This window comes from Streptomyces humidus (assembly GCF_014649655.1).
GTDB lineage: Bacteria > Actinomycetota > Actinomycetes > Streptomycetales > Streptomycetaceae > Streptomyces > Streptomyces humidus.
In genome coordinates this window covers 23,939-46,989 of the sequence record NZ_BMTL01000005.1, presented here as the reverse complement: position 1 = coordinate 46,989, position 23,051 = coordinate 23,939, and the positions used below count along the sequence as shown (strand labels likewise).

18 protein-coding genes are annotated in these 23,051 nt (G+C 71.1%); 11 read left to right on the top strand and 7 right to left on the bottom strand.

The window, feature by feature from the left end; translation table 11 throughout:
- The first annotated feature begins 66 nt into the window (after positions 1-66).
- From IE239_RS06905 to IE239_RS06885, 5 genes are all read left to right on the top strand, one after another.
- Positions 67-1,089, top strand: a complete 1,023-nt coding sequence (locus tag IE239_RS06905) for a sugar ABC transporter substrate-binding protein (RefSeq protein ID WP_190148370.1) — start codon at positions 67-69, stop codon at positions 1,087-1,089.
- A 153-nt stretch (positions 1,090-1,242) separates the two neighbouring features.
- Entirely contained in the window at positions 1,243-2,238 is a 996-nt protein-coding gene (locus tag IE239_RS06900; protein WP_190148369.1) for an ABC transporter permease, read from the top strand.
- Positions 2,235-3,071 carry an ATP-binding cassette domain-containing protein gene (locus IE239_RS06895; RefSeq protein ID WP_190148368.1) on the top strand — a complete coding sequence of 279 codons (837 nt, stop codon included), beginning with the start codon at positions 2,235-2,237 and terminating at the stop codon, positions 3,069-3,071. Before IE239_RS06900 ends, IE239_RS06895 begins: the two co-directional genes overlap by 4 nt.
- 75 nt (positions 3,072-3,146) lie before the next feature.
- A complete protein-coding gene (locus IE239_RS06890; RefSeq protein WP_190148367.1) occupies positions 3,147-4,178 on the top strand; it encodes a LacI family DNA-binding transcriptional regulator in 1,032 nt (343 codons plus the stop codon).
- A gap of 219 nt (positions 4,179-4,397) precedes the next feature.
- Entirely contained in the window at positions 4,398-5,033 is a 636-nt protein-coding gene (locus tag IE239_RS06885) for an RraA family protein (protein ID WP_190148366.1), read from the top strand.
- A gap of 345 nt (positions 5,034-5,378) precedes the next feature.
- Here IE239_RS06885 and msrA read toward each other — a convergent pair whose 3' ends face one another.
- Entirely contained in the window at positions 5,379-5,891 is a 513-nt protein-coding gene (gene msrA, locus IE239_RS06880; protein ID WP_190148365.1) for a peptide-methionine (S)-S-oxide reductase MsrA, read from the bottom strand.
- A gap of 465 nt (positions 5,892-6,356) precedes the next feature.
- Positions 6,357-7,622, bottom strand: coding sequence for a CE1 family esterase (locus IE239_RS06875; protein WP_373308070.1), 1,266 nt, complete (start codon positions 7,620-7,622; stop codon positions 6,357-6,359).
- A 491-nt stretch (positions 7,623-8,113) separates the two neighbouring features.
- Between IE239_RS06875 and IE239_RS06870 the strand changes: the two genes are divergently transcribed.
- Positions 8,114-9,718 (top strand): glycoside hydrolase family 43 protein, encoded by a 1,605-nt coding sequence (locus IE239_RS06870; RefSeq protein ID WP_190148556.1) that lies wholly within the window; start codon positions 8,114-8,116, stop codon positions 9,716-9,718.
- 66 nt (positions 9,719-9,784) lie between these two features.
- Positions 9,785-10,825 carry a glycoside hydrolase family 10 protein gene (locus IE239_RS06865; protein ID WP_190148363.1) on the top strand — a complete coding sequence of 347 codons (1,041 nt, stop codon included), beginning with the start codon at positions 9,785-9,787 and terminating at the stop codon, positions 10,823-10,825.
- 341 nt (positions 10,826-11,166) lie between these two features.
- Here IE239_RS06865 and IE239_RS06860 read toward each other — a convergent pair whose 3' ends face one another.
- The gene (locus IE239_RS06860) at positions 11,167-12,699 is read right to left on the bottom strand and encodes an MFS transporter (RefSeq protein ID WP_190148362.1); all 1,533 of its coding nucleotides are present in this window, start codon (positions 12,697-12,699) and stop codon (positions 11,167-11,169) included.
- Between the two features lie 343 nt (positions 12,700-13,042).
- Positions 13,043-13,894 carry a restriction endonuclease gene (locus tag IE239_RS06855; protein WP_190148361.1) on the bottom strand — a complete coding sequence of 284 codons (852 nt, stop codon included), beginning with the start codon at positions 13,892-13,894 and terminating at the stop codon, positions 13,043-13,045.
- 339 nt (positions 13,895-14,233) lie between these two features.
- On the opposite strand from IE239_RS06855, the gene IE239_RS06850 reads away from it, so the two are divergent.
- Complete coding sequence (locus tag IE239_RS06850) at positions 14,234-15,952, top strand: SpoIIE family protein phosphatase (RefSeq protein ID WP_190148360.1); 1,719 nt, start codon at positions 14,234-14,236, stop codon at positions 15,950-15,952.
- Positions 15,953-16,107: 155 nt separating this feature from the next.
- Here the strand turns inward: IE239_RS06850 and IE239_RS06845 are convergent, their stop codons facing one another.
- The gene (locus IE239_RS06845; protein ID WP_190148359.1) at positions 16,108-16,599 is read right to left on the bottom strand and encodes a hemerythrin domain-containing protein; all 492 of its coding nucleotides are present in this window, start codon (positions 16,597-16,599) and stop codon (positions 16,108-16,110) included.
- A 378-nt stretch (positions 16,600-16,977) separates the two neighbouring features.
- Between IE239_RS06845 and IE239_RS06840 the strand changes: the two genes are divergently transcribed.
- On the top strand, positions 16,978-17,538 hold the full coding sequence (locus tag IE239_RS06840; protein WP_229877865.1) for a hypothetical protein: 561 nt from the start codon (positions 16,978-16,980) through the stop codon (positions 17,536-17,538).
- 73 nt (positions 17,539-17,611) lie between these two features.
- On the opposite strand, the gene IE239_RS06835 is transcribed toward IE239_RS06840, so the two are convergent.
- On the bottom strand, positions 17,612-18,373 hold the full coding sequence (locus tag IE239_RS06835) for a ZIP family metal transporter (RefSeq protein ID WP_190148358.1): 762 nt from the start codon (positions 18,371-18,373) through the stop codon (positions 17,612-17,614).
- A 229-nt stretch (positions 18,374-18,602) separates the two neighbouring features.
- Between IE239_RS06835 and ctaD the strand changes: the two genes are divergently transcribed.
- Together ctaD and IE239_RS06825 are read left to right on the top strand one after the other, a co-directional pair.
- On the top strand, positions 18,603-20,288 hold the full coding sequence (gene ctaD, locus IE239_RS06830) for an aa3-type cytochrome oxidase subunit I (protein WP_190148554.1): 1,686 nt from the start codon (positions 18,603-18,605) through the stop codon (positions 20,286-20,288).
- A 19-nt stretch (positions 20,289-20,307) separates the two neighbouring features.
- Positions 20,308-20,661: a cytochrome C oxidase subunit I gene (locus tag IE239_RS06825; protein WP_190148357.1), complete on the top strand. Its 354-nt coding sequence runs from the start codon at positions 20,308-20,310 to the stop codon at positions 20,659-20,661.
- 198 nt (positions 20,662-20,859) lie between these two features.
- On the opposite strand, the gene ligA is transcribed toward IE239_RS06825, so the two are convergent.
- A complete protein-coding gene (ligA, locus tag IE239_RS06820; protein WP_229877864.1) occupies positions 20,860-22,983 on the bottom strand; it encodes an NAD-dependent DNA ligase LigA in 2,124 nt (707 codons plus the stop codon).
- Positions 22,984-23,051 lie beyond the last annotated feature (68 nt).

Here is a 23,051-nt window from a genome sequence, read left to right as displayed (position 1 = left end):
TGACACCCCGGGCGGCACGCTCTCATCCCAACCCCCGTGCCGCCCGCTATCTCACAGGAGTCGATCATGTCTCGCACCACTCGCCTGTCCTCCTCCCTCCTCAGAGCAGCCGCGGTCACGGGCGTCGCGGCCCTCACCCTGACGGCCTGCGGGTCCGGCTCCGGCTCGGGCTCGGGCTCCTCCGGTTCCGGCTCGGGCAGCGTGAAGGTCGGTCTGATCACCAAGACCGACACCAACCCGTTCTTCGTGAAGATGAAGGAGGGCGCGGAGAAGGCCGCCAAGGAGAACGGCGCTGAACTGTCCACCGCCGCAGGCAAGTTCGACGGGGACAACGCCGGGCAGGTCACGGCCATCGAGAACATGGTCGCCGCCGGGGTCAAGGGCATCCTGATCACCCCGAGCGACTCCAAGGCGATCGTGCCGGCGATCCAGAAGGCCCGCGCCAAGGGCGTCCTGGTCATCGCGCTGGACACGCCGACCGAGCCGGAGAGCGCCGTCGACGCCCTCTTCGCCACCGACAACCTCAAGGCCGGTCAGCTGATCGGCGAGTACGCCAAGGCCGCCATGAAGGGCAAGACGGCGAAGATAGCCGCCCTCGACCTGGCTCCCGGCGTCTCGGTGGGTGTCCAGCGGCACAACGGTTTCCTCAAGGGCTTCGGCGCCACCGACAAGGACGTCGTGTGCGCCCAGGACACCGCCGGCGACCAGGCCAAGGGGCAGACCGCGATGGAGAACTGCCTGCAGAAGTCGCCCGACATCAACGTCGTCTACACCATCAACGAGCCGGCCGCCCTGGGCGCGTACACCGCTCTGAAGGCCAAGGGCCGGGAGAAGGACGTGCTGATCGTCTCCGTGGACGGCGGCTGCACCGGCACCCAGGCCGTCAAGGACGGCAAGATCGCCGCGACGTCGCAGCAGTACCCGCTGAAGATGGCCGCCGAGGGCGTCAAGGCCGTCGTCACGTACGCCAAGGACGGCAAGAAGGCGTCCGGTTACACCGACACCGGCGTCACCCTGATCACCGACAAGGCACAGGCCGGGGTCACGTCGAAGGACACCGGATACGGCCTGGAGAACTGCTGGGGCTGATCCCCCACCGGACCGTACGACACCGTCACTCCCCTCGGCGGGGCGGTCGGCCCGCCTCCCCGACCGGGGACGACCGCCCCCCCTCGTCCCGGCGGCGGGGGTTTCGGCCCTCGTCCTCCGCCAAGGACATCTGTCTTCCGACAAGGACTTCGCATGACAGCCACGACCACGCCGTACTCGGAGCTCAAGGCGCCGACCGCGGCCCGCAGACTGCTCACGGCGCCGACCACCGGACCCCTGGCCGCCCTGCTGCTGGCCTGCGCCTTCTTCTCCTTCTCGTCCGACCAGTTCCTGACCGGCGGGAACTTCTCACTGATCGTGCAGCAGGTCATGGTCGTGGGCACCCTCGCCATCGGGCAGACCCTGATCATCCTCACGGCCGGGATCGACCTGTCGTGCGGGGCGGTGATGGCCTTCGGCAGCATCGTGATCGCCAAGACGGCCGCGGAGGGCTCGGTCCCGCCGCTCGTGGCGATCGCGCTCGGCCTCGCCGTCTGCGGCGGCTTCGGACTGCTCAACGGGTTCCTCGTGCAGAAGATCCCGCTGCCGCCGTTCATCGTGACCCTCGGCATGCTCAACGTGGCGTTCGCGCTGACCCACATCTACTCCGCGGAACAGACGGTCACCAGCCTGCCCGGCCCGCTGACCGCGCTCGGGGAGACCTTCCCGATGGGGCACACGGACATCACCTACGGCTCCCTGGTCACCATCGCCCTCTTCCTCCTCCTCGCCTATGCCCTGAGCAGCACCGGCTGGGGCCGGCACGTCTACGCCCTGGGCAACAGCGCCGAGGCTGCCCGGCTGAACGGCATCCGCACCTCCCGCCTCACCATCGGCATCTACACGGTGGCCGGCCTCCTCTACGGCGTCGCCGCCCTCCTGCTGATCTCCCGCACCGGGGTCGGCGACCCGCAGGCCGGGCAGACCGACAACCTGGACAGCATCACCGCCGTGGTCCTCGGCGGCACCAGCCTCTTCGGCGGCCGGGGCTCGGTCCTGGGCACCTTCATCGGCGTCCTCATCGTGGGCGTGTTCCGCAACGGCCTGCAGCTGATGGGCGTCGCCTCCATCTACCAGACCCTGATCACCGGCGTCCTGGTGATCCTCGCGGTGACCGTCGACCAGATCTCCCGGAAGAAGGCCCGATGAGCGCCCCCTCCTCCCCCACGCCCGTGCTGCAGGCCCGCGGTCTGGTCAAGCGGTACGGACACGTCACCGCCATCGACGGCGCCGACTTCGACCTGATGCCCGGTGAGGTCCTCGCCGTCATCGGGGACAACGGCGCCGGCAAGACCAGCCTCATCAAGGCCCTCACGGGCGCTGTGGCCCCCGACGCGGGCGAGATACGCCTCAACGGCGAGCCCATCACCTTCTCGGGCCCGCAGAGCGCACGCGCGCACGGAATCGAGACGGTCTATCAGGACCTGGCCGTGGCCGCCTCCATGGACATCGCCTCGAACATGTTCCTCGGCCGCGAACTGCGCCGGCCGGGCGTCCTCGGCAACGTCTTCCGCATGCTCGACAAGAAGCGCATGCGTCAGGAGGCGGCGGAGCACATGGCCGACCTGAAGATCGGTCTGCGCTCGCTGACGCAGTCGGTGGAGACGCTCTCCGGCGGACAGCGCCAGGCCGTCGCCGTCGCCCGTTCCGTCGCCTGGGCGCGTTCCGTCGTCGTGATGGACGAGCCCACCGCCGCCCTCGGCGTCAAGGAGTCCGGCCAGGTCCTGGACCTCATCCGCCGGGTCCGCGACAAGGGCATGCCGGTCGTGCTGATCAGCCACAACATGCCGCATGTCTTCGAGATCGCCGACCGGATCCACGTGCACCGGCTGGGCCGGCGCGCCGCCGTGATCAAGCCGGCCGACTACTCCATGGCCGAGGTCGTCGCCATCATGACCGGCGCTCTCACCGTCGACGCGGCCGGAGATACTGTCATAGCGGATTCCGAGGCCGCCAAGGCCGCCGGAGTCCAGGCCACCTGACAGCTCGACCCGCTCTCACCGTTTCCGGCCGAGGCCGAGGCCGGAACCGAGAGCCCTCAGGAGACGGTTTCCTCCATGGCAGCGAACCGCCGCCCCACCCTGGCCGACGTCGCCCGCGAAGTGGGCGTCAGCGCCAAGACGGTCTCCCGGGTCCTCAACGAGGACGGACCCGCCTCCGCTCAGACCAGGGAACAGGTACTGGCCGCCGTGGCCAAGCTCGGCTTCCAGCCGAACCTCATGGCCCGCAACATCCGCGTCGGCGGACCCGACACCACCATCGGCCTGGTCATTCCCGACCTCGCCAACCCCTTCTTCGGAGCCGTCGCGCGTTCCATCGAGGACACCGTCCGCGAGCGCGGGCTGACCCTTCTCATGGGCTCCTCCGCGGACGAGCCCGACCGTGAACGCGCCCTGACGGACAAGTTCCTGGCCCGCCGTGTCAGCATCCTCATCGTCGTGCCGTCCGTCGGCGCCGACCACTCCCACCTCAAGTCCCACCGCGCGGCGGGCCTGCCGGTCGTCTTCCTCGACCGGCCCGGAGTCGGACTCGTCACCGACAGCATCGTCAGCTCCAACCGTGCCGGAGCCCACGACGGCGTCGCGCACCTCGTCGCCCACGGGCACCGGCGCATCGGCTTCGTCGGCGACCTGCCCCCGAAGCTGTACACCCGTCGGGAACGTCTGGCCGGCTATCGCTCGGCGCTGCAGGAGGCCGGCATCCCCCACGACAGGACGCTCGTCACCAACGCCCACGACCAGCCGGGCGCCGAAGCCGCGACGGCCCGGCTCCTCGCCCTGCCCGATCCGCCCACCGCCCTCTTCGCCGGCAACAACATCATGGCGCTGGGCATCGTGGCCGAACTGGCCCGCAGCGGACGCAAGGAGGTCGCCGTCGTCGCCTTCGACGACGTCTCGCTCGCCGAGGCGCTCGAACCGGCGCTGACCGTCGTCGCGCAGGACCCGGAAGAACTCGGCAGAACGGCGGCGATCACCGCACTGAGCCGACTCGACGGCGACCGCTCCCGGGCGCGCACCATCACCGTCCCCACCCGGCTCATCGTCCGGGGCTCGGGCGAACTCCCGGTCGGCGTGCTGCTGGAGGCCTGACGGACACCCCGCAGCACTCTGCGGCAACGCCCTCCCCCTGCACCGCATGTGACGGCCATTCATCTTCGAAACCCCCGGCCCTCCGAGGCGTCAGCGAACGAACGGGAAGCCCGCTCCTTGATCCACCGTGGCTGGCAACATCATCGGTGCCGAGCACGTCCTCGACGGCGAAGCGGTCCATTCGCGCCGGCTCGGCGCCGACAGTGAAGGAGACAGGACATGACGGACGCCCCCGAGACAGCCGCCGCGTTCGCGGAGATCCCGGTCACCACTCTCGCCGACGCCGTGGGCCGCGACCAGGTCATGGACATCGGGATACGCCCGCTGTGGTCGCCGGTGCCGCGCGTGGCCGGGCCGGCGTTCACCGTGCGGTGCCCTCCCGGTGACAACCTCATGCTGCACGCGGCCGTCCACCGCGCGGAACCGGGCGCCGTCATCGTCGTGGAATCGGGCGACCTCGACCACGCGCTGGCCGGCGGCAACGTGTGCGCCGTGGCACAGCGCCGGGGCGTCGCGGCCTTCGTCGCCGACGGGGTCATCCGCGACCTGGCCGAGGTGCGGGACCTGGGTTTCCCCGTGTTCGCCCGAGGGGTGATCCCCATTCCCGGAAGCAAGAAGGCGGTCGAGCCGCTCAACGCGCCGGTGCGGTGCGCCGGGGTCACCGTGAACGCCGGTGACATGGTCGTCGCCGACGAGGAGGGCGTCGTCGTGGTCCCCGCCGCCCGCGCCGGGGACGCCCTGACCGCCGCCCGGGCCAAGCTGGCCGAGGAGGCCGGTGAAACCCTCGACGACTGGGAGAAGGCCCACCGCACGCGCATCGACGAGATCCTGCACGCCCGGGGCTTCGAGGGCTGAGACCTGCCATCGCCGGCTGTCGCGCGGCCCCGACGATGCCCAACGGCCGGGGCGTGGGGGCGGGTCGGCCGCCGCCGGCCGCGCCGTGACCTCCTCGCCGTCCCCTCAACGTCCCCCGCAGTCCCCGTCCCTGTCCGCTGCGACGGACCGAGCGGATCGACGGGACAGACGGGATCGACGGGATCGGCTTCCGTCAGCCGATCGCGTCGTCCCGTGATCATCTCCGCGTGGGGTTCCGCCGGCACTCCTCCGGACGGATCGGGAGGAGTCCGGTCGGGACGGCGTCGCCGAGGCCGCCGGTCACGGGCTCGCGTGCCTGCCGTCCCGAGCCTGCGGCGGAGCGGCTCAGCCCTCCGAGCGGCTGGGCAGTCGCCATCCCGGGCGCGGGAAGTGGCAGGTGTAGCCGTCGGGGTAGCGCTCCAGGTAGTCCTGGTGCTCGGGCTCGGCCTCCCAGAAGGGGCCGACCGGCTCGACCTCGGTGACGACCTTGCCCGGCCACAGTCCGGAGGCGTCCACGTCCGCGATGGTGTCCTCGGCGATCCGCTTCTGCTCGTCGTCCACGTAGTAGATCGCGGAGCGGTAGCTGAGGCCGATGTCGTTGCCCTGGCGGTTCTTGGTGCTCGGGTCGTGGATCTGGAAGAAGAACTCCAGGATCGCGCGGTAGTCGGTCTGCCGGGGATCGAAGTGGATCTCGATGGCCTCGGCGTGGGTGCCGTGGTTACGGTACGTCGCGTTCGGCACGTCGCCCCCGGAGTATCCGACCCGGGTCGCCGTGACGCCCGGGAGCCGGCGGATCAAGTCCTGCATCCCCCAGAAGCATCCCCCCGCAAGCACGGCCCTCTGCGTCTGCGCTGCCATGTCGGCTCCTTCCCTTCCGTGGCCGCGGCCACCGTGTGCCGGTGGCCCGGGCCATCCTGCGCTCTCGCGCACGCCCTCGGCCTCTCGGCCTCTGTCGCTACAGCGCGTACAACCGGCACGGCCCCTCAGCAATTCCGCACCCTCGGCCTCGGTCCGCCACCGCCGGCCCGAGCCGGTGACCGACCGCGCCCCTTCCGCCGGTCGGAGGCCCCCCGGCACCGGTGACCGACCGCGGCCCGCGCCGCGACAGGCGGCTCGGGATGCTCTCACGGCTCCGCCGGGCGCCCGGGGTGCGGCGCGCCTCCGCGACGCCGCGCCGTGTGGCCGCCGGGACGGCGGGGGGGGGAAGAGTGGGAGGGTGGGACGGCGGTACGCCCGGCGTGGGACACGAGCGGCGCCGGGCAGGCGTGGTGCCGCCCGGCGTCGTACGGCAGCCGTCTTCGGTCCCGATGCCTCCGGTCTCGCCTACCGGATTCCCGTGACGGCACAGGTCGTGCCGTTGAGGGTGTACGCGTCCGGCGCTGCGGTGTCGCCGGTGTGAGTGGCCTGGTAGCCGATGGTCACGGACGCGCCGGGGGCGATGGCCGCGTCGTGGGACAGGTTACGGGCCGTCACCCGGCCGGACGCGGGTGCATAGGCGGCGTTCCAGCCGGAGGTGATGGTCTGCCCGCCGGGCAGGGTGAAGACCAGCGACCAGCCGTCGATCGTCGTGGCGCCCGTGTTGGTGACGGTGATGTTCGCTGTCAGACCGGAGTTCCACGCGCTGACGACTCCGCTGACCCGGCAGGTCGCGTCGTCCGGTGGCGGGGTGGAGGTCTGGAACTGCGAGAAGAACTTCCACACCTCGGCCGGCAGCCAGGTCCGGGAGCCGCTGTCCCCGGGGGCCCCGTCCTGCGGGGCGGCGATGTGCCCCTCGTCGAACGCGGCCCAGACGACCGGATGCCCGGCCGAGCATCCCGAGTAGGCGGTGACCCGATGCGTCAGGCTTCCCTGCGCCGGCTCGGGCGGGTTCTGGGCGGCGCAGCCGTTGTTCCTGACGAACCGGTCGCGCAGCGCCCGGCCGCCGGCGATGCCGAGGACGCTGTCCCGGATGCCGTGCACGCCGAGGTAGGCGATGGGCTGTGTGCCGCCGCTGCAGCCGCTGAGCTGCCCGCCGCTCTGGACGGCGACCGCCCGGAAGACCGTCGCCCGGGTGCAGGCGAGCGCGTAGGACATGGCGGCGCCGTAGCTGAAGCCCACGGCGAACCGCTGTGTCGTGTCGACGCAGAGGTCGGACTCGACCCGCTTGATGATGTCGTCGACGAGGGTGACGTCCTCTCCGCCGGCGTTGGCCCAGCCGTTGTCGAAGCCCTGGGGAGCGACGAAGACGGCACTCTCGTCCGCCAGTCGCTGGAGTCCGTAGTAGGCCCAGGCCCCCGTCTCCACCGTCCGGCCCGTCGCGACGTCGGTTGCGGTGCCGCCCAGCCAGTGGAACCCGAAGACCAGTCGGTACGGGTGGTTGCGGTCGTAACGGTCCGGGACCTTCAGGATGAAGGTCCGGTTCTTGCCGTTGCTCTGGATCGTGTACGTGCCGCTGGTCAGGGTGGGAGCCTTGCCGCATCCGGAGGTCGGGGCGACGGCGCCGGCGTCGTCGTGCGCGGCCACGGCGCCGGAGGCCGTGTGCGCGGCGGCCGGGCCCGGGCCGGCGCCCATGGCGGTGCCTGCCGCGGTCGGGACGAGCAGCGCCGCGATCACGGCGGCCCATAAGCGGAACCTCGGCCTCGGTGTCATGCGACTCCCCTGGTCGCGCCGGACAGGGGATGTCCGGCGTACGGATCGATGGACGTCACGTATATGCCAGTCGGCGAATGTTCGAAATTTCGATACGATTTCGGATCGTCGGCCCTACGGAGGCTAGAGAGACTCCGCAGGTTGTCAACCCTGCGCGACCGGCTGAGCGCGCCGACGCATACGAGCCGATGCCACAGGGCACATTCAAGCCCCTTTCGTCGCTGGTCGAAGCACGCCGAGCACCGAAACATTTCGAGTAGGTGACCGAATCATGCGAGGCGTATTGACGGGAGCTGTCGACCTCCTATCATCCTGATTGCTCGGTAAACCGATTGGCGTTCGCAATATCGAACAGCGAAGCATCATCTCCGAAGCGTCACCCCCACACCCCCACACCCCCGAAGCATCTCTCCCGACGCAGCCCCCCTTCGCAGAGAGATCCACACATGCCTATGTCATGCCCTGATCAACCTCTGGGCCGTCGCCGGGTACTGGCCACCGCCGCCGGTCTCGCCGCCGGCGCCATGCTTCCGCTCACCCCGGCCCGCGCGGCCGCGTCGTCCTTCACCAATCCCGTGATCTGGCAGGACTTCGCGGACATCGACGTCATCCGCGTCGGAGACACCTACTACGCCTCCGCGTCGACGATGCACTACTCGCCCGGCGCCCCCGTTCTGCGCTCGTACGACCTGGTGAACTGGGAGATCGCCGGACACTCGGTGCCCACCCTGGACTTCGGCGCCAAGTACGACCTCAACGGCGCCCGTGGCTACGTCCGGGGTGTCTGGGCGTCGTCGCTGGCCTACCGGCCGAGCAACAGGACCTTCTACTGGCTCGGCCAGATCGACTTCGCCAGGACGTACGTCTACACGGCCACCGCCGCCGAAGGGCCCTGGAGCCGGCTCACGACGATCGGCACGCCGTACTACGACGCGGGACTCCTCGTCGACACCGACGACACCCTGTACGTGGCGTACGGCAACACCACCATCAGCGTGGCCCAGCTCTCGCCCGACGGGCGCGGACAGGTGCGCACCCAGCAGGTGTTCAGCACACCGTCGAGCGTCGGCACCCTCGAGGGCTCCCGCTTCTACAAGATCAACGGGCAGTACTACATCTTCCTGACACGCCCCGCCAACGGCCAGTACGTCCTGAAGTCGTCGGGCGGTCCGTTCGGTCCGTACACGATGCGCCAGGTCCTTCTCGACCTGCGTGGCCCGATCTCCGGCGGCGGCGTCCCGCACCAGGGCGGACTGGTGCAGACGCAGACCGGCGCCTGGTACTACATGGCCTTCGTCGACGCCTACCCCGGCGGCCGGGTGCCGGTCCTGGCCCCGGTCACCTGGACCTCGGACGGCTGGCCCGTCGTCCAGACGGTGAACGGCGCGTGGGGCGCCTCGTACCCCTCGCCGGCGCTGCCCGCGCCGCCCCGCCAGGTCACCCCCATGACCGGCGTCGACACCTTCGACGGGACGAAGCTCAAGCCGAGGTGGGAGTGGAACCACAACCCGGACACCACCAAGTACACGGTGGCCGACGGGCTGACCCTGCGCACCGCGACCGTCACCAACGACCTCTACTGGGCCCGCAACACGCTCACCCACCGCATCCAGGGCCCCACCTCCACCGCCACGGTGGACCTCGACGTCTCCGCGATGCGGGACGGCGACCGGGCCGGACTCGCCCTGCTGCGCGACTCCTCCGCCTGGATCGGCGTCAAGCGCGACGGCGGCGTGACGCGGCTGGTGATGGTCAACAACCTGACGATGGACGGCAGTTGGAACACCACCGGCACCGGGGTCGAGGTCGCCGCGGCGTCCCTGGCCGGCACCCGCGTCCGGCTGCGCGCCACCGCTGACATCCGTCCCGGCGCGGCGCGCACCGCGACCTTCTCCTACAGCACCGACGGCTCCACCTTCGCCCGCCTGGGCCCCGCCTTCTCCATGGGCAACGACTGGCGCTTCTTCATGGGCTACCGGTTCGCCCTGTTCAACCACGCCACGCAGGCGCTCGGCGGAGCGGTCCGCGTCACGCGATTCGAGCTGTCCGTCCCCTGAATCGACCCGTCCCCCCACCGTCCCACCCGCACCGTCCAACCCGCACCCGACCGTACTAGGAGAGACATGAACCCGCTGAAAAGGCTCGGCCGACGCCGCGCCGCGGTGTTACCGCTGCTCGCCGTGACCGCCCTGGTCACACCGGCGGCCGCGAACGCCGCACCCGACGCCTCCGGCGCCGTCCGGGCCTCCACACTCGGCGCGCAGGCCGCCCAGTCCGGACGCTACTTCGGAGCCGCGGTCGCCGCCGGCCGGCTCGGCGACGGCACCTACAGCGGTATCCTGGACCGCGAGTTCAACTCGGTCACCCCCGAGAACGAGATGAAGTGGGAGACGACCGAACGCTCCCGCGGCTCGTTCAACTTCGGCCCCGGCGACCAGATCGTCAGCCACGCGTCGTCCCACGGCCAGCGCGTGCGCGGCCACACGCTGGTGTGGCACTCCCAGCTGCCCAGCTGGGTCGGCTCCATCCGGGACGCGAACACCCTGCGCAGCGTGATGAACAACCACATCACCACCGTGGCGAACCACTACAAGGGCCGCATCTACGCCTGGGACGTGGTCAACGAGGCCTTCGCCGACAACGGCAGCGGCCAGCACCGCAGTTCGGTGTTCCAGGACGTGCTCGGCAACGGCTTCATCGAGGAGGCCTTCCGCACCGCCCGCTCGGCCGACCCGGGGGCCAAGCTCTGCTACAACGACTACAGCATCGAGGACTGGAACTCCGCGAAGACCCAGGGCGTCTACCGCATGGTCCGCGACTTCAAGTCGCGCGGCGTGCCCATCGACTGCGTCGGCTTCCAGTCCCACTTCGGCGCCGGCGGACCTCCCGGAAACTTCCAGACGACACTGTCGAACTTCGCCGCCCTCGGCGTGGACGTGCAGCTCACGGAGCTGGACATCGCGCAGGCTCCGGCCGGCGCGTACACGAACACGGTGCGCGCCTGTATGAACGTCTCGCGCTGCACCGGCATCACCGTCTGGGGCATCCGGGACAGCGACTCCTGGCGCTCGGGGGAGAACCCGCTGCTGTTCGACCGCAACGGCAACAAGAAGGCGGCCTACGGGGCGGCGCTGACCGCACTGGGCGGCACGCCCACGGCGTAGAAGCCCACGGCCCTCGCGACCAGGTCCGCCGCGGCACTGCCGTCCGGCTCCTCCTGGGTTCCAACGGCCCGCTGATCGAGCCGAAACCGGACTCGACGCACGACATCGCGGGCATCAGGGACCGGACGGTGGTGGACTCCAGCACGACCTGCTGACAGGCCTCGGCCTGACGCTCGGAGCGGGCCCCCGTCACACACGGGGGCCCGCAGCCGTCAGCAGGGCCGCGGGCGAGGCGCCGTCACGTCCGCCGTCACCGTCGGACGGTCCGCCCGCCGCAGCGCCCGAGGACCTCCATGCCACCCCGTGACACCGGGCGCCGCGTGACACCCGCGGAGAGGGATTCACCGGCGGCCGGACACCTCGCGGCCGGCCCGGTACAACTCCTCCGAGGCGACGATCAGTTCACGTCGTTCCTTCTTGGATCCCACCATCGGCCGCGAGCCCTTCAGGGAGACCTGGGCGCTCTCCGGCAGGAAGCGGACGGTGATCAGCCCGACGACGCCGGCCGCCATGAGGTAGAACGCGGGCACCATGTCGTTTCCGGTGACGCTCACCAGCGCCTCCGTGAACAGCGGGGTGGTGCCGCCGAACGCGGCCACCGCGAAGTTGAAGCCGATGCCCATCGCGGCGTACCGCACGGCGGTCGGGAACAGCGCGGGCAGGGTCGCGGCGCTCGGCGCGGCGAAGCACGCCAGCAGGGTGGACAGGATCAGCACGCCCAGGATCGGCGGCCAGGTCCCGTCCGCCTTGATCAGCAGGAAGGAGGGGACGGCGAGCAGGATCATGCCCGCCGCCGCGTAGCCGTAGAGAGGACGTCGGCCGACGTGGTCGCTGAGGCGGCCCAGGAAGGTGATCAGCAGCACGATCCACACCATGCCCACCAGCACGAGCACGTCCGCGGAGCTGCTGGAGCGACCGAGGGTCTCGGTCTGATAGGTGGGCAGGAAGCCCGTGACCATGTAGTTGGTGACGTTGTAGAGCAGCACCAGTCCCATGCAGATGAGCAGGGCGCGCCAGTGGTCCTTGACGATGGTCCTGAACTCGGTGCCCGCCGACTCCTCGGCGAGGCTCTGCTCGTGCTCGTCGAGCTGCTGCTGGAACGCGGGCGACTCCTCCAGCTTGAGACGCATGTAGAGGCCGATCACGCCGAGCGGGCCCGCGATCAGGAACGGGATCCGCCAGCCCCAGGACAGCATCTGCGCGTCGCTGAGGGCGAGGTTCAGCGTGGTGACGAGGGCGGAGCCCAGCGCGTAGCCGACGAACGTGCCGAAGTCGAGCCAGCTGGAGAGGAACCCGCGACGCCGGTCGGGTGAGTACTCGGCGACGAACGTCGTGGCGCCCCCGTACTCGCCGCCGGTGGAGAAGCCCTGCACCATACGGGCGAGCAGCAGCAGGATCGGTGCGGCGATGCCGATGGTGGCGTAAGTGGGGATGAGGCCGATGGCGAAGGTGCCGACGGCCATCATGATCATGGTGGTGGCGAGCACTTTCTGCCGGCCGAGGCGGTCCCCGAGGGGCCCGAAGACCAGTCCGCCGAGCGGGCGCACGACGAAGGCGGCCGCGAAGGTGGCGAAGGACGAGATCACCTGCGCGGCGGGAGACGCCCCGGGGAAGAAGACCTTGCCCAGGGTGGCGGCGAGGTAGCTGTAGACGCCGAAGTCGAACCACTCCATGCAGTTGCCGAGGGCCGAGGCGCCGACCGCCCGCCGGAGCAGTGGCGACTCGACGACCTGTACGTCCTCGTCGCGGAAGGGACGTCTGTTCCGCCTCAGCCTGCGCGTCAGATCCTGGCGGACCTGGGTGGGCAGTCCGGTGGTCTCGACCGGCCCGGACCGAGGTGGTTCGGGCTGCCCGTCGGTCAGTACGTCAGCCACTGCAGTTCCTAACTCGTCTTGCGTGAGATGCCTTGTGCGCACAGTGAGGCGCCAGGTGCCTTCCGTGCGTGAAGACTCTGCTGCCCGCTTCGGCGGGACTCACGCAGTGACGGGGGACACGCCGCCGCTCCCGCGATCCGCTCGGCGGCGCGACCGGCGTCCGCCGCCGTCGGGAGCCTCCGTTCGCGGGCGTGTGCGGTGACCTCGGCCGACGTCCCGTCGCCAGGGCCGTCCACGCGCGTGCCGCCTGCGCGAGTCGGCCGGGTGACGTCGGCTCAGGGGCCGGTGACGACGGCGCCGTTCGTCCTCCCGGCACACCGGTCGGCGCCGCGGACCGACCGTCTCAGCCTGCCGCGGGCTGCGGATCCCACGGTCGCGGTCCCACGCCGTCCTGCCAGCGCAGCAGTTCCCCGCCGTCCACGCAGACGATGCCGCACTGCTCTGCGTACTCGACCGCGGGGGCGGTGAAGTCGCTGGTGGTGACCACGACGGCGACGTCGGCCCCGTGCACGGTGAAACAGGTGCCGCCGAACCGCTGCATGTCCTGGGACCCCACCCGGTTGGTGTCGCAGTACCGCTTGCACTGGACGACGAGCAGCCGGCCGTCAGGTGTCCTCGCCACGACGTCGGCGCCCAGGTCGCCGGCTCCGCCGACCACGTCCACGTCGAGGCAGCCGTCGCGTCGGCACAGCTCGGCTATCGCCTCTTCGAACTCGTAGGGGTCCAGCGCCTCGTAGTCGGCCTCCCCGGTCTCCGCGCAGGCGTCGTCCCGGGGATCGACGAGGGCGACCGTGCGCTCCACGTCGAGGTCTCCGCCGCACGGCCGCGCTCCGGCCGCCCCGGGAACGGCGGCAGGGGCGAATGCCATGGCAGGGGCAGCGGCCGGGGCGGGGGCGTCGAGGGCGTCGACCGCCGTCCTCGTGGCCTCGTCCAGGGCTCTGGCGGCGCGGCGCGCAAGTCTCGCCGCCGATATCCGGCGCCTTCCGCGCCGGCCGGCCGCCACGCTGCCGGCGCCGACGAGGACGAGCGCGGCGGCCCAGGCGGGACAGTGCCCGGCGGCGGCCGCCGCGGTACGCGCGACCGTGCCCACCAGCGTCAGGAGGACGGCGAGAAGGGTGAAGTACAGGGCTGTCGCCCGCAGTTCGAACCGACGGGAGCGGCGCGCGGAGCGCGGAGCACGGACGGGAACGGCCATGGTGATGCTTCCTCCCGAGGACGCCAACGAAGATCGACAAGCGTCTTCCCAGGTACGGGAGGTTCTATCGAACCGGTGTGATCATCTCTGTCACCGGCCGACGGCGGGCAGGAGGCGGCATGCCCGCGACGGACAGGGCCATGAGCGCGGTTCACGGCCGGGCGTCACCGTCTCCTGGGACCGCGTGCCGCGCCGAGGCCCCGGGTGGGGAATCTGTTCCGGGCTCCGGCACAATCCGGGCGACTTCGCTCGGCGGCTTCGTTTCCGGGCTGCTGGGCAGTCGGGAAAGCGGACATCGCCCACCGGGGATGCCTCCAGTCGAGCAGGGAGATCATGGGCATGGCAGCATCGGAGCATTCGGAGAACCGCGGCAAGCGGCGTCCGGGGGCGCCTGCCATCCCGCTCACGGAAGCGCTGGAGGTCATCGGGACCGGGGCCTACGTGGTGGACGAGCAGGGCCGCGTCATCGCGGTGAACTCCCGGACGGAAGACCTCCTGGGCTGGACCCGCGGCGATCTCCTCGGCCACGACGCGCACGACCTGCTGCACCGGGACGCCCACGGTCAGCCCCTGCCGAGGACCCAGTGCCGCATGCGGCAGGCCTTCCACGCCGGGCGTCCCGCTCAGGCCGAGGAGGACCATTTCGCGCACAGGGACGGCTCCGTACTGCCCATCGCATGGCTGATCACGCCCTTCGAGCTCGCCGGCCTGGAACGCTGCACGCTCGTCATCTTCCACACCCGGCGCGTGGCGGGGACGGACACGCCGCCGGAGCCCGCCGGCGCCCTGCTGCCGGAACTCGAACGGCTCGCCCTGCTGGCCGCGACCACCACGCAGCTGACCGCCACCCTGGACGTCGACGAGGCACTGCGACGCCTGGTGACCCTGGTCGTGCCACGGCTGGCGGACTGGATCGTCATCGACCTCATCACCGAGCGGGACGAAGTGTGGCGCACCGTCGTCGTCGAGGCGGACGGCGACTTCCTGGTACGCCACGACGAGCTGCAGGGCCCGATGCCGGCGGTCCCCGAGGAGTCGCCCATGCCCTTGTCCAGGGCTCTGCGTGGGGTCGCCGCGACCCTGGCCGGTCCGCAGACCTACCAGGGGGCGCCGGACTCCGGCATCGCGGTCGAGCAGCGTCGTCTGTTCGACGCCAGCGGAATCCACTCCGCGGCCATCGCCCCCATCCGCAGCACCCGCGCGGTCCTGGGCGCCCTGACCCTGGGCCGCGCGGAACAGCCCGGGGACTACCATCCCGCCGACCTCCCCCTGATCGAGGACGTCGCCCGCCGTGCCGGTCTCGCCCTGGACAACGCCCGGCTCTACCAGCGTCAGCGCAAGGTCGCCGAGACCATGCAGAATCATCTGCTGCCCCAGATGCCGCGCGTGCCCGGGCTGCAGATGACGGTGCGCTACCTGCCCGCGCCCGACGCCTCGCAGGTGGGGGGCGACTGGTACGACGCCTTCTCCCTGTCCGACGGGTCCACCGCGCTGGCCGTGGGCGACGTCGTCGGCCACGACCTGGAGGCGGCGGCCGGCATGGCGCAGGTGCGCAACATGCTGCGCGCCTACGCCTGGGCCCTTCGCGAGCCCCCGAGCCGGATCGTCGACCGCCTCGACGAGGCGGTCATGCACGTCACCGACGTCGACATGGCCACCCTGGTCCTCGGCAAGCTCGAGGAGGCCGACCAGGGCAGATGGAAACTCACCTGGACCAACGCCGGCCACCCGCCGCCCCTGCTGATCAGACGAGACGGCCTGGCCGAGTACCTCACCGACGGTCATGGCATCCTGCTGGGCACCGGCTCTCGCAGACCTCGCATCGACGCCACGGTCCTGCTTCCGCCCGGATCCACTCTCCTGCTGTACACCGACGGTCTGATCGAGGAACCCGGCCACACCCTCGACGAGGGTCTGCACCGCCTGCGCCGGCACGCGGCCGCCCTCGCGCACCGGCCCCTGGCCTTCTTCACCGACCAGTTGCTGCGACGGGTCCGCCCCGCCGCCAACGACGACGACGTCGCCCTCCTCGCCCTGCGTGCGCCCACCCGGGACTGACCCGCGCGCTCCGGTGACCACGCGTCCGGCGTGGCGGAATCCCGCCCCACGAAGGGTGGGACGGGCTTCCGCCACGCGGGACGCCGCCCTGCCGGTTCTCCCGTGCGGCGCGGGCGGTCCGCGCCGCACGAGGACAACGCCGTCGCCGTCGCCGGTCAGGAGTGGACGATGCGGCGCACGCTGTCCACCGCGCCGCAGCCTTCCCTCAGCCGGCGCTCCCGTTCCTCCAGGAACTCCCCGCCCAGTTCCTCGCGTCGTTCCATGGGCACGTTCTCGCGTGCCCCGTTGAGGATGGTGCGCTCCTCCTCGTCGGCGTGGTGCGCCACGGCCTCGACGAGCTCCTCCAGCTTCTCGTCCCACTCCTCGGAGCCGACCTCGTCGACCTCCAGGAGTTCGAGGAGCGCCTTGTTGCCCTCCTCGTGCTCCTCCTCGCCGTGCTCGACCTCTTCGTCCTCGATCTTCTTGTAGCGCTTGAGCGCGGGGTACACCTTCGCCTCTTCGGCCAGCGCGTGTGCGATCAGCAGGTCGGCGAACTCCTTCAGGGCGGCGGCCCGGTCGGCTTCCACGCTGCGCATCAGGCGAAAGAGATCTTCCATTCTCCGGTGGTCCTGAAGAATGAGTTCGACGACGTCTCGTGTCTCGGCCATGGAACCGGCATCACTTTCGTACGAGGGGACCTTGCCGGATCCGTCTACCCCGCCCTGCCGCGTTCAGTGGTCAGGCATGCGTCGGGCCCGTCCTCTTCGCCCGTCCGGGCGCAGCGGGCGCACCGGGCGCACCGGACAACCATGGCGTACTCGACGACCCGTGTCGGTGCCGGGGCCCGGCAGGAACCGGGTTCCACCGCCCTGCCGCATCGTCTTTCCCCGCCTCGGGGCCGGCCCGCCGGCCGAGCCCTTACCCGACCCGGACCGCTGTCCGGCAGGCGTGCGGTATCACCCGCCGCCGCGCCGGGCGCCGATCGGCCTCGGAGCGGGACACTGAGAGGGAGCGCCCGCCCTCGCCTCCCCTTCCCAGGAGGAGACATGCCCTCGACCAGCCGCCCTGTGCCCGCCCCCGCGCCGACCCGTTCCGGCCGGGACGGGGAGCGGCCGGGCCTGCGTCTCCTCGAGCGTCTGGGCCTGCGCAGCCGCCCGCTGTCTGCTCCTCCCGCCCCGGTCCGCGCGCCGCGCGCCGCCCAGGTGCGGGCGTTGCTCTCGGTGCTGGAGGAGGCGGTGGCCGCCCAGCGCCCCACCGACGCGGCGGTGGCCGCGTGCGGCGAGCCCGGCCCGGTCCCGGACCGGGCCGCGCGGGCCTGCGGCGACGCCGCCTCGGCTCTTCTCCGGCTGCGAGCCCGGCTGATCGAGCTGCCGCTCACCGACGTCGACCTCGTCCGGGCGCAGGCGTACGCCGGACGGCTGCTCTCCTACGGCCAGTGGATGGTGCGCCAGTCGGCGGACCTCGCCTACCGGGTGCACACGGACGCCCGCACCGAGGCGGCCCGGTTGCAGCTGAACGGCCTGGGCAGGCCCGCGGACGAGCTGCGACGTCTGCGGGACGCCCTCAAGGACGAGGAGGAGGACGAGGGAGCCGAGGACGGGTCCTGAGGATCGGTGGGGTGCTGCGCGCCGGAGACTCGTCCTGCCCTCCCTTCGGTCAGGTGCGGGAGGGGACTGGGGGTCAGGTGTGGGAGAGGGCGAAGGAGACGAGGAAACCGCACACGGTGATGAGCCCGATGGCCAGATGGGCGTCGTTGAACGCCTCGGGGATCATCGTGTCGGCGATCATGGCGAGGATCGCCCCGGCCGCCACCGCGGTGACCGCGGCGATCACGGCGGGCGAGAAGGACCCGACGACGGTGTAGCCGAGGACGGCCGACACGGTACTGGCCACCGCGATGGCCGCCCAGACGCCGAAGACGTACTTCCTGGTGCGGCCGGCCTTCTTCATACCCGCCGAACTGGACAGTCCCTCGGGGATGTTGCTGATGAAGACCGCGGCCACCGTCACCAGGCTCACCGCGCCCCCGTCCAGGAGGCTGACGCCGATCACCGCGGACTCCGGCACCCCGTCGAGCAGGGCGCCGAGCGCGAGCGCCGTCCCGGACCCGCTCTGCTCGGTCTCCGAGGGCTGCGCCTCCGCCCGTGCGTGACCCGAGCGCTTGCGATAGCGCGCGCCCCGGCGGGCCAGCCACATGTTGCCCCCGGTGTAGGCCAGCGCCCCCGCGAGGGTGCCGACGGCCGCGGGAGCGAGCCCCGCCTCGTCGTACGCCTCCCCCACCAGCTCGAAGGAGACCGCCGACAGCAGCACGCCTGCGCCGAAGGCCATCACCGTGGCGATCACCTTCTGCGGCACCCGCAGCCCGTACCCCAGCGCAGCGCCGATCAGCAGGGCCGAGCCCGCCACCGAACCCCACAGTCCCGCCTGTACGACTTCAGCCATGCCGACCCGTCTACCCCGTTCTGGATGTGGATCAACGGGCGTCCGGGATGCGCCGGGGCGGCCGGCCGCGGACGACATGCCGGGGCCGACTGCTCCAGTCGGGTGTGACAACCGCCCGATCGGGCGCGTGTCGGCCTCCGCCGGGCTCCGCCCGCCGCCGCGCATCGCGAGGATGACCCTGACTCACGCACGGGCCGAGACGGACCGCGGACACCTGGAGAAACTGGCTGTGACGATTCTGAACGACCCGGACCGCTCGGCTGCCGCCGCCTACGACACCGAGGTGCCGGTCAGGGGCAGACAGCCCGGCAACGTCGTGGTGAAGTGGCTGACGACCACCGACCACAAGACCATCGGCACGATGTACCTGATCACGTCGTTCGTGTTTTTCATCGTCGGCGGCGTCATGGCGCTTCTCATGCGCGCCGAGCTGGCCCGTCCGGGCCTGCAGATCGTGTCGAACGAGCAGTACAACCAGGCGTTCACGATGCACGGCACGATCATGCTGCTGATGTTCGCGACACCTCTGTTCGCCGGCTTCACGAACTGGATCATGCCGCTGCAGATCGGCGCGCCCGACGTGGCGTTCCCGCGGCTGAACATGTTCGCCTACTGGCTCTACCTGTTCGGATCCTCGATCGCGGTGGGCGGCTTCCTCACCCCGCAGGGCGCCGCCGACTTCGGCTGGTTCGCCTACAGCCCGCTCTCGGACGCGGTCCGCTCCCCGGGGCTCGGCGCCGACCTGTGGATCATGGGTCTGGCCTTCTCCGGCTTCGGCACCATCCTCGGCGCGGTCAACTTCATCACCACGATCATCTGCATGCGCGCTCCGGGCATGACGATGTTCCGCATGCCGATCTTCACCTGGAACGTGCTGCTGACGGCCGTCCTGGTCCTGCTGGCCTTCCCCGTCCTCGCCGCCGCGCTGTTCGCGCTGGAGGCGGACCGCAAGTTCGGCGCCCACGTCTTCGACGCGGCCAACGGCGGCCCGCTTCTGTGGCAGCACCTCTTCTGGTTCTTCGGCCATCCGGAGGTGTACATCATCGCCCTGCCGTTCTTCGGCATCGTCACAGAGATCATCCCGGTCTTCTCCCGCAAGCCGATCTTCGGCTACATGGGCCTCGTGGCCGCGACGATCTCGATCGCGGGTCTGTCCGTGACGGTGTGGGCGCACCACATGTTCGTCACCGGAGGCGTGCTGCTGCCGTTCTTCTCCTTCATGACGTTCCTCATCGCCGTTCCGACCGGCGTGAAGTTCTTCAACTGGATCGGCACGATGTGGAAGGGGTCGTTGTCCTTCGAGACGCCGATGCTGTGGGCGGCGGGGTTCCTGGTCACCTTCCTCTTCGGCGGTCTGACCGGCGTCATCCTGGCCTCGCCGCCGATGGACTTCCATGTGTCGGACTCGTACTTCGTGGTGGCGCACTTCCACTACGTCGTCTTCGGCACCGTCGTCTTCGCGATGTTCGCCGGCTTCCACTACTGGTGGCCGAAGTTCACCGGCAGGATGCTCGACGAGCGCCTCGGCAAGGTCACCTTCTGGACGCTGTTCGTCGGCTTCCACGGCACCTTCCTGGTCCAGCACTGGCTGGGCGCCGAGGGCATGCCGCGCCGTTACGCGGACTACCTGGCCGCGGACGGGTTCACGGCCCTGAACACCATCTCGACGATCAGCTCCTTCCTCCTCGGTCTCTCCATGCTGCCGTTCTTCTACAACGTGTGGAGGACGGCCCGGTACGGCAAGCCGGTGACCGTCGACGACCCGTGGGGCTACGGCCGTTCCCTGGAGTGGGCCACCTCCTGCCCGCCGCCGCGCCACAACTTCACCACCCTGCCGCGCATCCGCAGCGAGTCTCCCGCCTTCGACCTGCACCACCCCGACATCGCCCTGGCCGAGGCCCAGGGAATTCGTTGACGACCGGCCGGAGGCGGCGATGAGCGAGACGGCGAGGCAGGGGGCCGCGCGGGCCGGCGGGCTCGGGGACGAAGTGGAGGGGTACCTGCTGTGGCAGGCCACGATCGCGGTGGCCCAGGAGAGGGCGCAGGCGTTCGTGGAGCCCATGGAGTGGCTGACCACCTCGCAGCGCGCCGACGTCGAACAGCGGTACGTCGCCGACAGCCTCCACCACGCTCGAGGGGATCTGGAACGGATCGCGGCCCGCTGCCGTTCGCTGCGCGGCGAGTACGAGCGGCGCTACCGGGAACTGCGGCTGCGCTGTGTGGGCTGGGCCGTGGCCGTCAGCACGTGCCTCGCCTCGGTGGCCGCCGCACTGTCGTTGATCCGGTGACAGTGACGGTGGCAGTGACGCTGGCGGCCGGCGCGTTCCGTCCGGTCGTCAGCGGCGTGTTCGAGGGCGTACGCCCGACCGGGTCCTCGCTCGTCGGGTCGCCCGGTGGGGCGCCCGGTGGGTCGCCGGGTGGGTCGCCCGTCGGGCGGGCGCGCCGTGCGGCATCCCGCCGTGGACAGCGCGGGCCCCGGCCTCCCGCTACACGGCGGCCGTCGCGAGGTGGTCCGCGACCAGTGCGGCGAACTCGTCGGGGTCGGCCAGCCTGATGCCGAGCGCCTCGGCCTTGGCCCGCTTGGCTCCGGAGCCCTCTCCGGCGACGACCAGCGTCGTCCTCTTCGACACGCTGGAGGACGCGCGGCCGCCGGCGCGTTCGATGAGCTCGTTCATCTCGTTGCGGCTGAGCTTCTCCAGCGCGCCTGTCATCGCACCGGTGACGACCACGGTCATCCCCGCCAGCGGGCCGCCGCCCACTGCGCTCATGGCCTCCGCGCCGTCGTCGGCGCTCCGGGCGTCGTCGTCCGCCGCGGCTGTCGTCGGGGCGGGAGGCAGAGCTCCGGGCTCGGTCATGTTCACCCCGGCCGCGGCCAGTTTGTCGATCAGCGGGGCGAGTTCGGCCAGTTCGGCGACGATCGAGGGGGCCTTCTCGGCGCCGATGCCGTCGACCTGCCGGATCGCCTCGGCGTCGGCGGCGCGCAGGTGGTGCATGGTGGCGAAGTGCCGGGCGATCCGGCGGGACATGGAGCGGCCCGTGCCGCGGACGCCGAGGGCGCACAGCACTCTCGACAGCGGCTGCTCCTTCGCCGCGGCGAGCGCCGCGAGCAGTTTGTCGCTGCTCGTCTCCCCCATGCGCTCCAGGCCGAGCAGCTGGTCGCGGGTGAGGGTGAACAGGTCGGCGAGGTCCTGGACCAGGCCGGCTTCGACGAGCTGGACGACGCGGGTGTGGCCGAGGCCTTCGATGTCGAGCTGGTCGCGGCCGGCGGCGTAGGAGAGGGAGGCGACGAGGTGGCAGTTGCGGCCGCTCTCGCAGCGCCAGCGCTGTTCGCCGGTGTCGATGCCCGATCCACAGCGCGGACACGCCTCGGGGAAGACGATCGGCTGTTCGTCGCCGGTGCGCAGGTGGGCCACGGGGGCTTCGATGCGGGGGATGACGTCACCGGCCCGGTGGACCATGACCCGGTCGCCGAGCCGCAGGTCGCGGCGGGTGATGTCGGCCGGGTTGTGAAGCGTCGCGTAGGTGATGGTGGAGCCGTCGATCTCCACCGGTTCGAGGACGGCCCGGGGGGCGATGATGCCGGTGCGGCCCACGTTCCACTCGACCGCCAGCAGCCGGGTGATCTTCTCCACGGCGCGCAGCTTGAAGGCGATCGCCCAGCGCGGGGCGCGTGACCCGGATCCCGCGGCGCGCTGGTCCGCGGCCAGGTCCGCTTTGACGACGATCCCGTCGATCCCGAAGGGCAGCGACGGCCGCAGGGCGGCGATCTCCGACACGCGGTCCAGGACCTCCTCCACGGTGCTCGCGGTGACGCCGGGCACGGCGGTGGCGGCCGTGGTGTTCACCCCGTATGCGGCGGCCCGGGCCATCAGGTCGCTGTGCGCGCACTCCCCCAGCGTCTCGGCCTGCGCGGGCTCGGTGTCGGCCAGCGGCAGCAGACCGTAGGCGAAGAACGTCATGGGCACCGTGTAGGCGCGTTCCTTCGCGCGCAAGGTGCCGGCCGCGGCGTTGCGCGGGTTCGCGAACGGCGCTCCGCCGTGCGCGGTGCGCACCTCGTTGGCGTGCTCGAACTGACCGGTCGTCATCAGGACTTCGCCGCGCACCTCCACCGTGACGGGCTCCGCCAGTTCGGCCGGCAGGCCCTCGATCGTCCCGATCGCGTGCGAGACGTCCTCCCCGGCCGTCCCGTCGCCCCGGGTGATCAGCCGAGTCAGGCGGCCGTGGCTGTAGCGTGCCGCGATCGCCACGCCGTCCAGCTTCGGCTCCACGCTGTAGCGCGCGGTGTCCCGGCCCAGACGGCGGGCGAGCGAGACCGTCCAGGCCGTGAACTCCTCCGGTGAGAACACGTTGTCCAGACTCAGCATCGCCGCCGTGTGCGGGACGTCGCCCTGCACGGCGCCGCCGGCCACCTTCCCGGTCGGCGAGCCGGCCAGCACTCCGTCCGGGTGCTCGGCCTCCCATGTCGCGATGGCGCGCACCAGCCGGTCGTAGGAGTCGTCGTCCAGCGCCGACGTGCCGGCCTCGTAGTAGGCGGCCGAAGCCTTCACCGCGTCCTCGACCGCCTGCGCGTAGGCGAGGGCGTCCGCGATCACTGCACCTGGTGTCGTCATGACCGACATCCTGCCTGCCACCACTGACAACGCCCCGTGCGGCGAGTGACGCCGCCCCGTGCGGACAG

Bases quoted from the DNA above. Each gene is read 5' to 3' on its own strand.
- IE239_RS06900 (WP_190148369.1), top strand. From the start codon at position 1,243: ATGACAGCCACGACCACGCCGTACTCGGAGCTCAAGGCGCCGACCGCG.
- IE239_RS06885 (WP_190148366.1), top strand. From the start codon at position 4,398: ATGACGGACGCCCCCGAGACAGCCGCCGCGTTCGCGGAGATCCCGGTC.
- IE239_RS06905 (WP_190148370.1), top strand. From the start codon at position 67: ATGTCTCGCACCACTCGCCTGTCCTCCTCCCTCCTCAGAGCAGCCGCG.
- IE239_RS06895 (WP_190148368.1), top strand. From the start codon at position 2,235: ATGAGCGCCCCCTCCTCCCCCACGCCCGTGCTGCAGGCCCGCGGTCTG.
- msrA (WP_190148365.1), bottom strand. From the start codon at position 5,891: ATGGCAGCGCAGACGCAGAGGGCCGTGCTTGCGGGGGGATGCTTCTGG.
- IE239_RS06835 (WP_190148358.1), bottom strand. From the start codon at position 18,373: ATGGCTGAAGTCGTACAGGCGGGACTGTGGGGTTCGGTGGCGGGCTCG.
- IE239_RS06850 (WP_190148360.1), top strand. From the start codon at position 14,234: ATGGCAGCATCGGAGCATTCGGAGAACCGCGGCAAGCGGCGTCCGGGG.
- IE239_RS06840 (WP_229877865.1), top strand. From the start codon at position 16,978: ATGCCCTCGACCAGCCGCCCTGTGCCCGCCCCCGCGCCGACCCGTTCC.
- IE239_RS06845 (WP_190148359.1), bottom strand. From the start codon at position 16,599: ATGGCCGAGACACGAGACGTCGTCGAACTCATTCTTCAGGACCACCGG.
- IE239_RS06825 (WP_190148357.1), top strand. From the start codon at position 20,308: ATGAGCGAGACGGCGAGGCAGGGGGCCGCGCGGGCCGGCGGGCTCGGG.
- IE239_RS06870 (WP_190148556.1), top strand. From the start codon at position 8,114: ATGTCATGCCCTGATCAACCTCTGGGCCGTCGCCGGGTACTGGCCACC.
- ligA (WP_229877864.1), bottom strand. From the start codon at position 22,983: ATGACGACACCAGGTGCAGTGATCGCGGACGCCCTCGCCTACGCGCAG.
- IE239_RS06865 (WP_190148363.1), top strand. From the start codon at position 9,785: ATGAACCCGCTGAAAAGGCTCGGCCGACGCCGCGCCGCGGTGTTACCG.
- IE239_RS06890 (WP_190148367.1), top strand. From the start codon at position 3,147: ATGGCAGCGAACCGCCGCCCCACCCTGGCCGACGTCGCCCGCGAAGTG.
- IE239_RS06855 (WP_190148361.1), bottom strand. From the start codon at position 13,894: ATGGCCGTTCCCGTCCGTGCTCCGCGCTCCGCGCGCCGCTCCCGTCGG.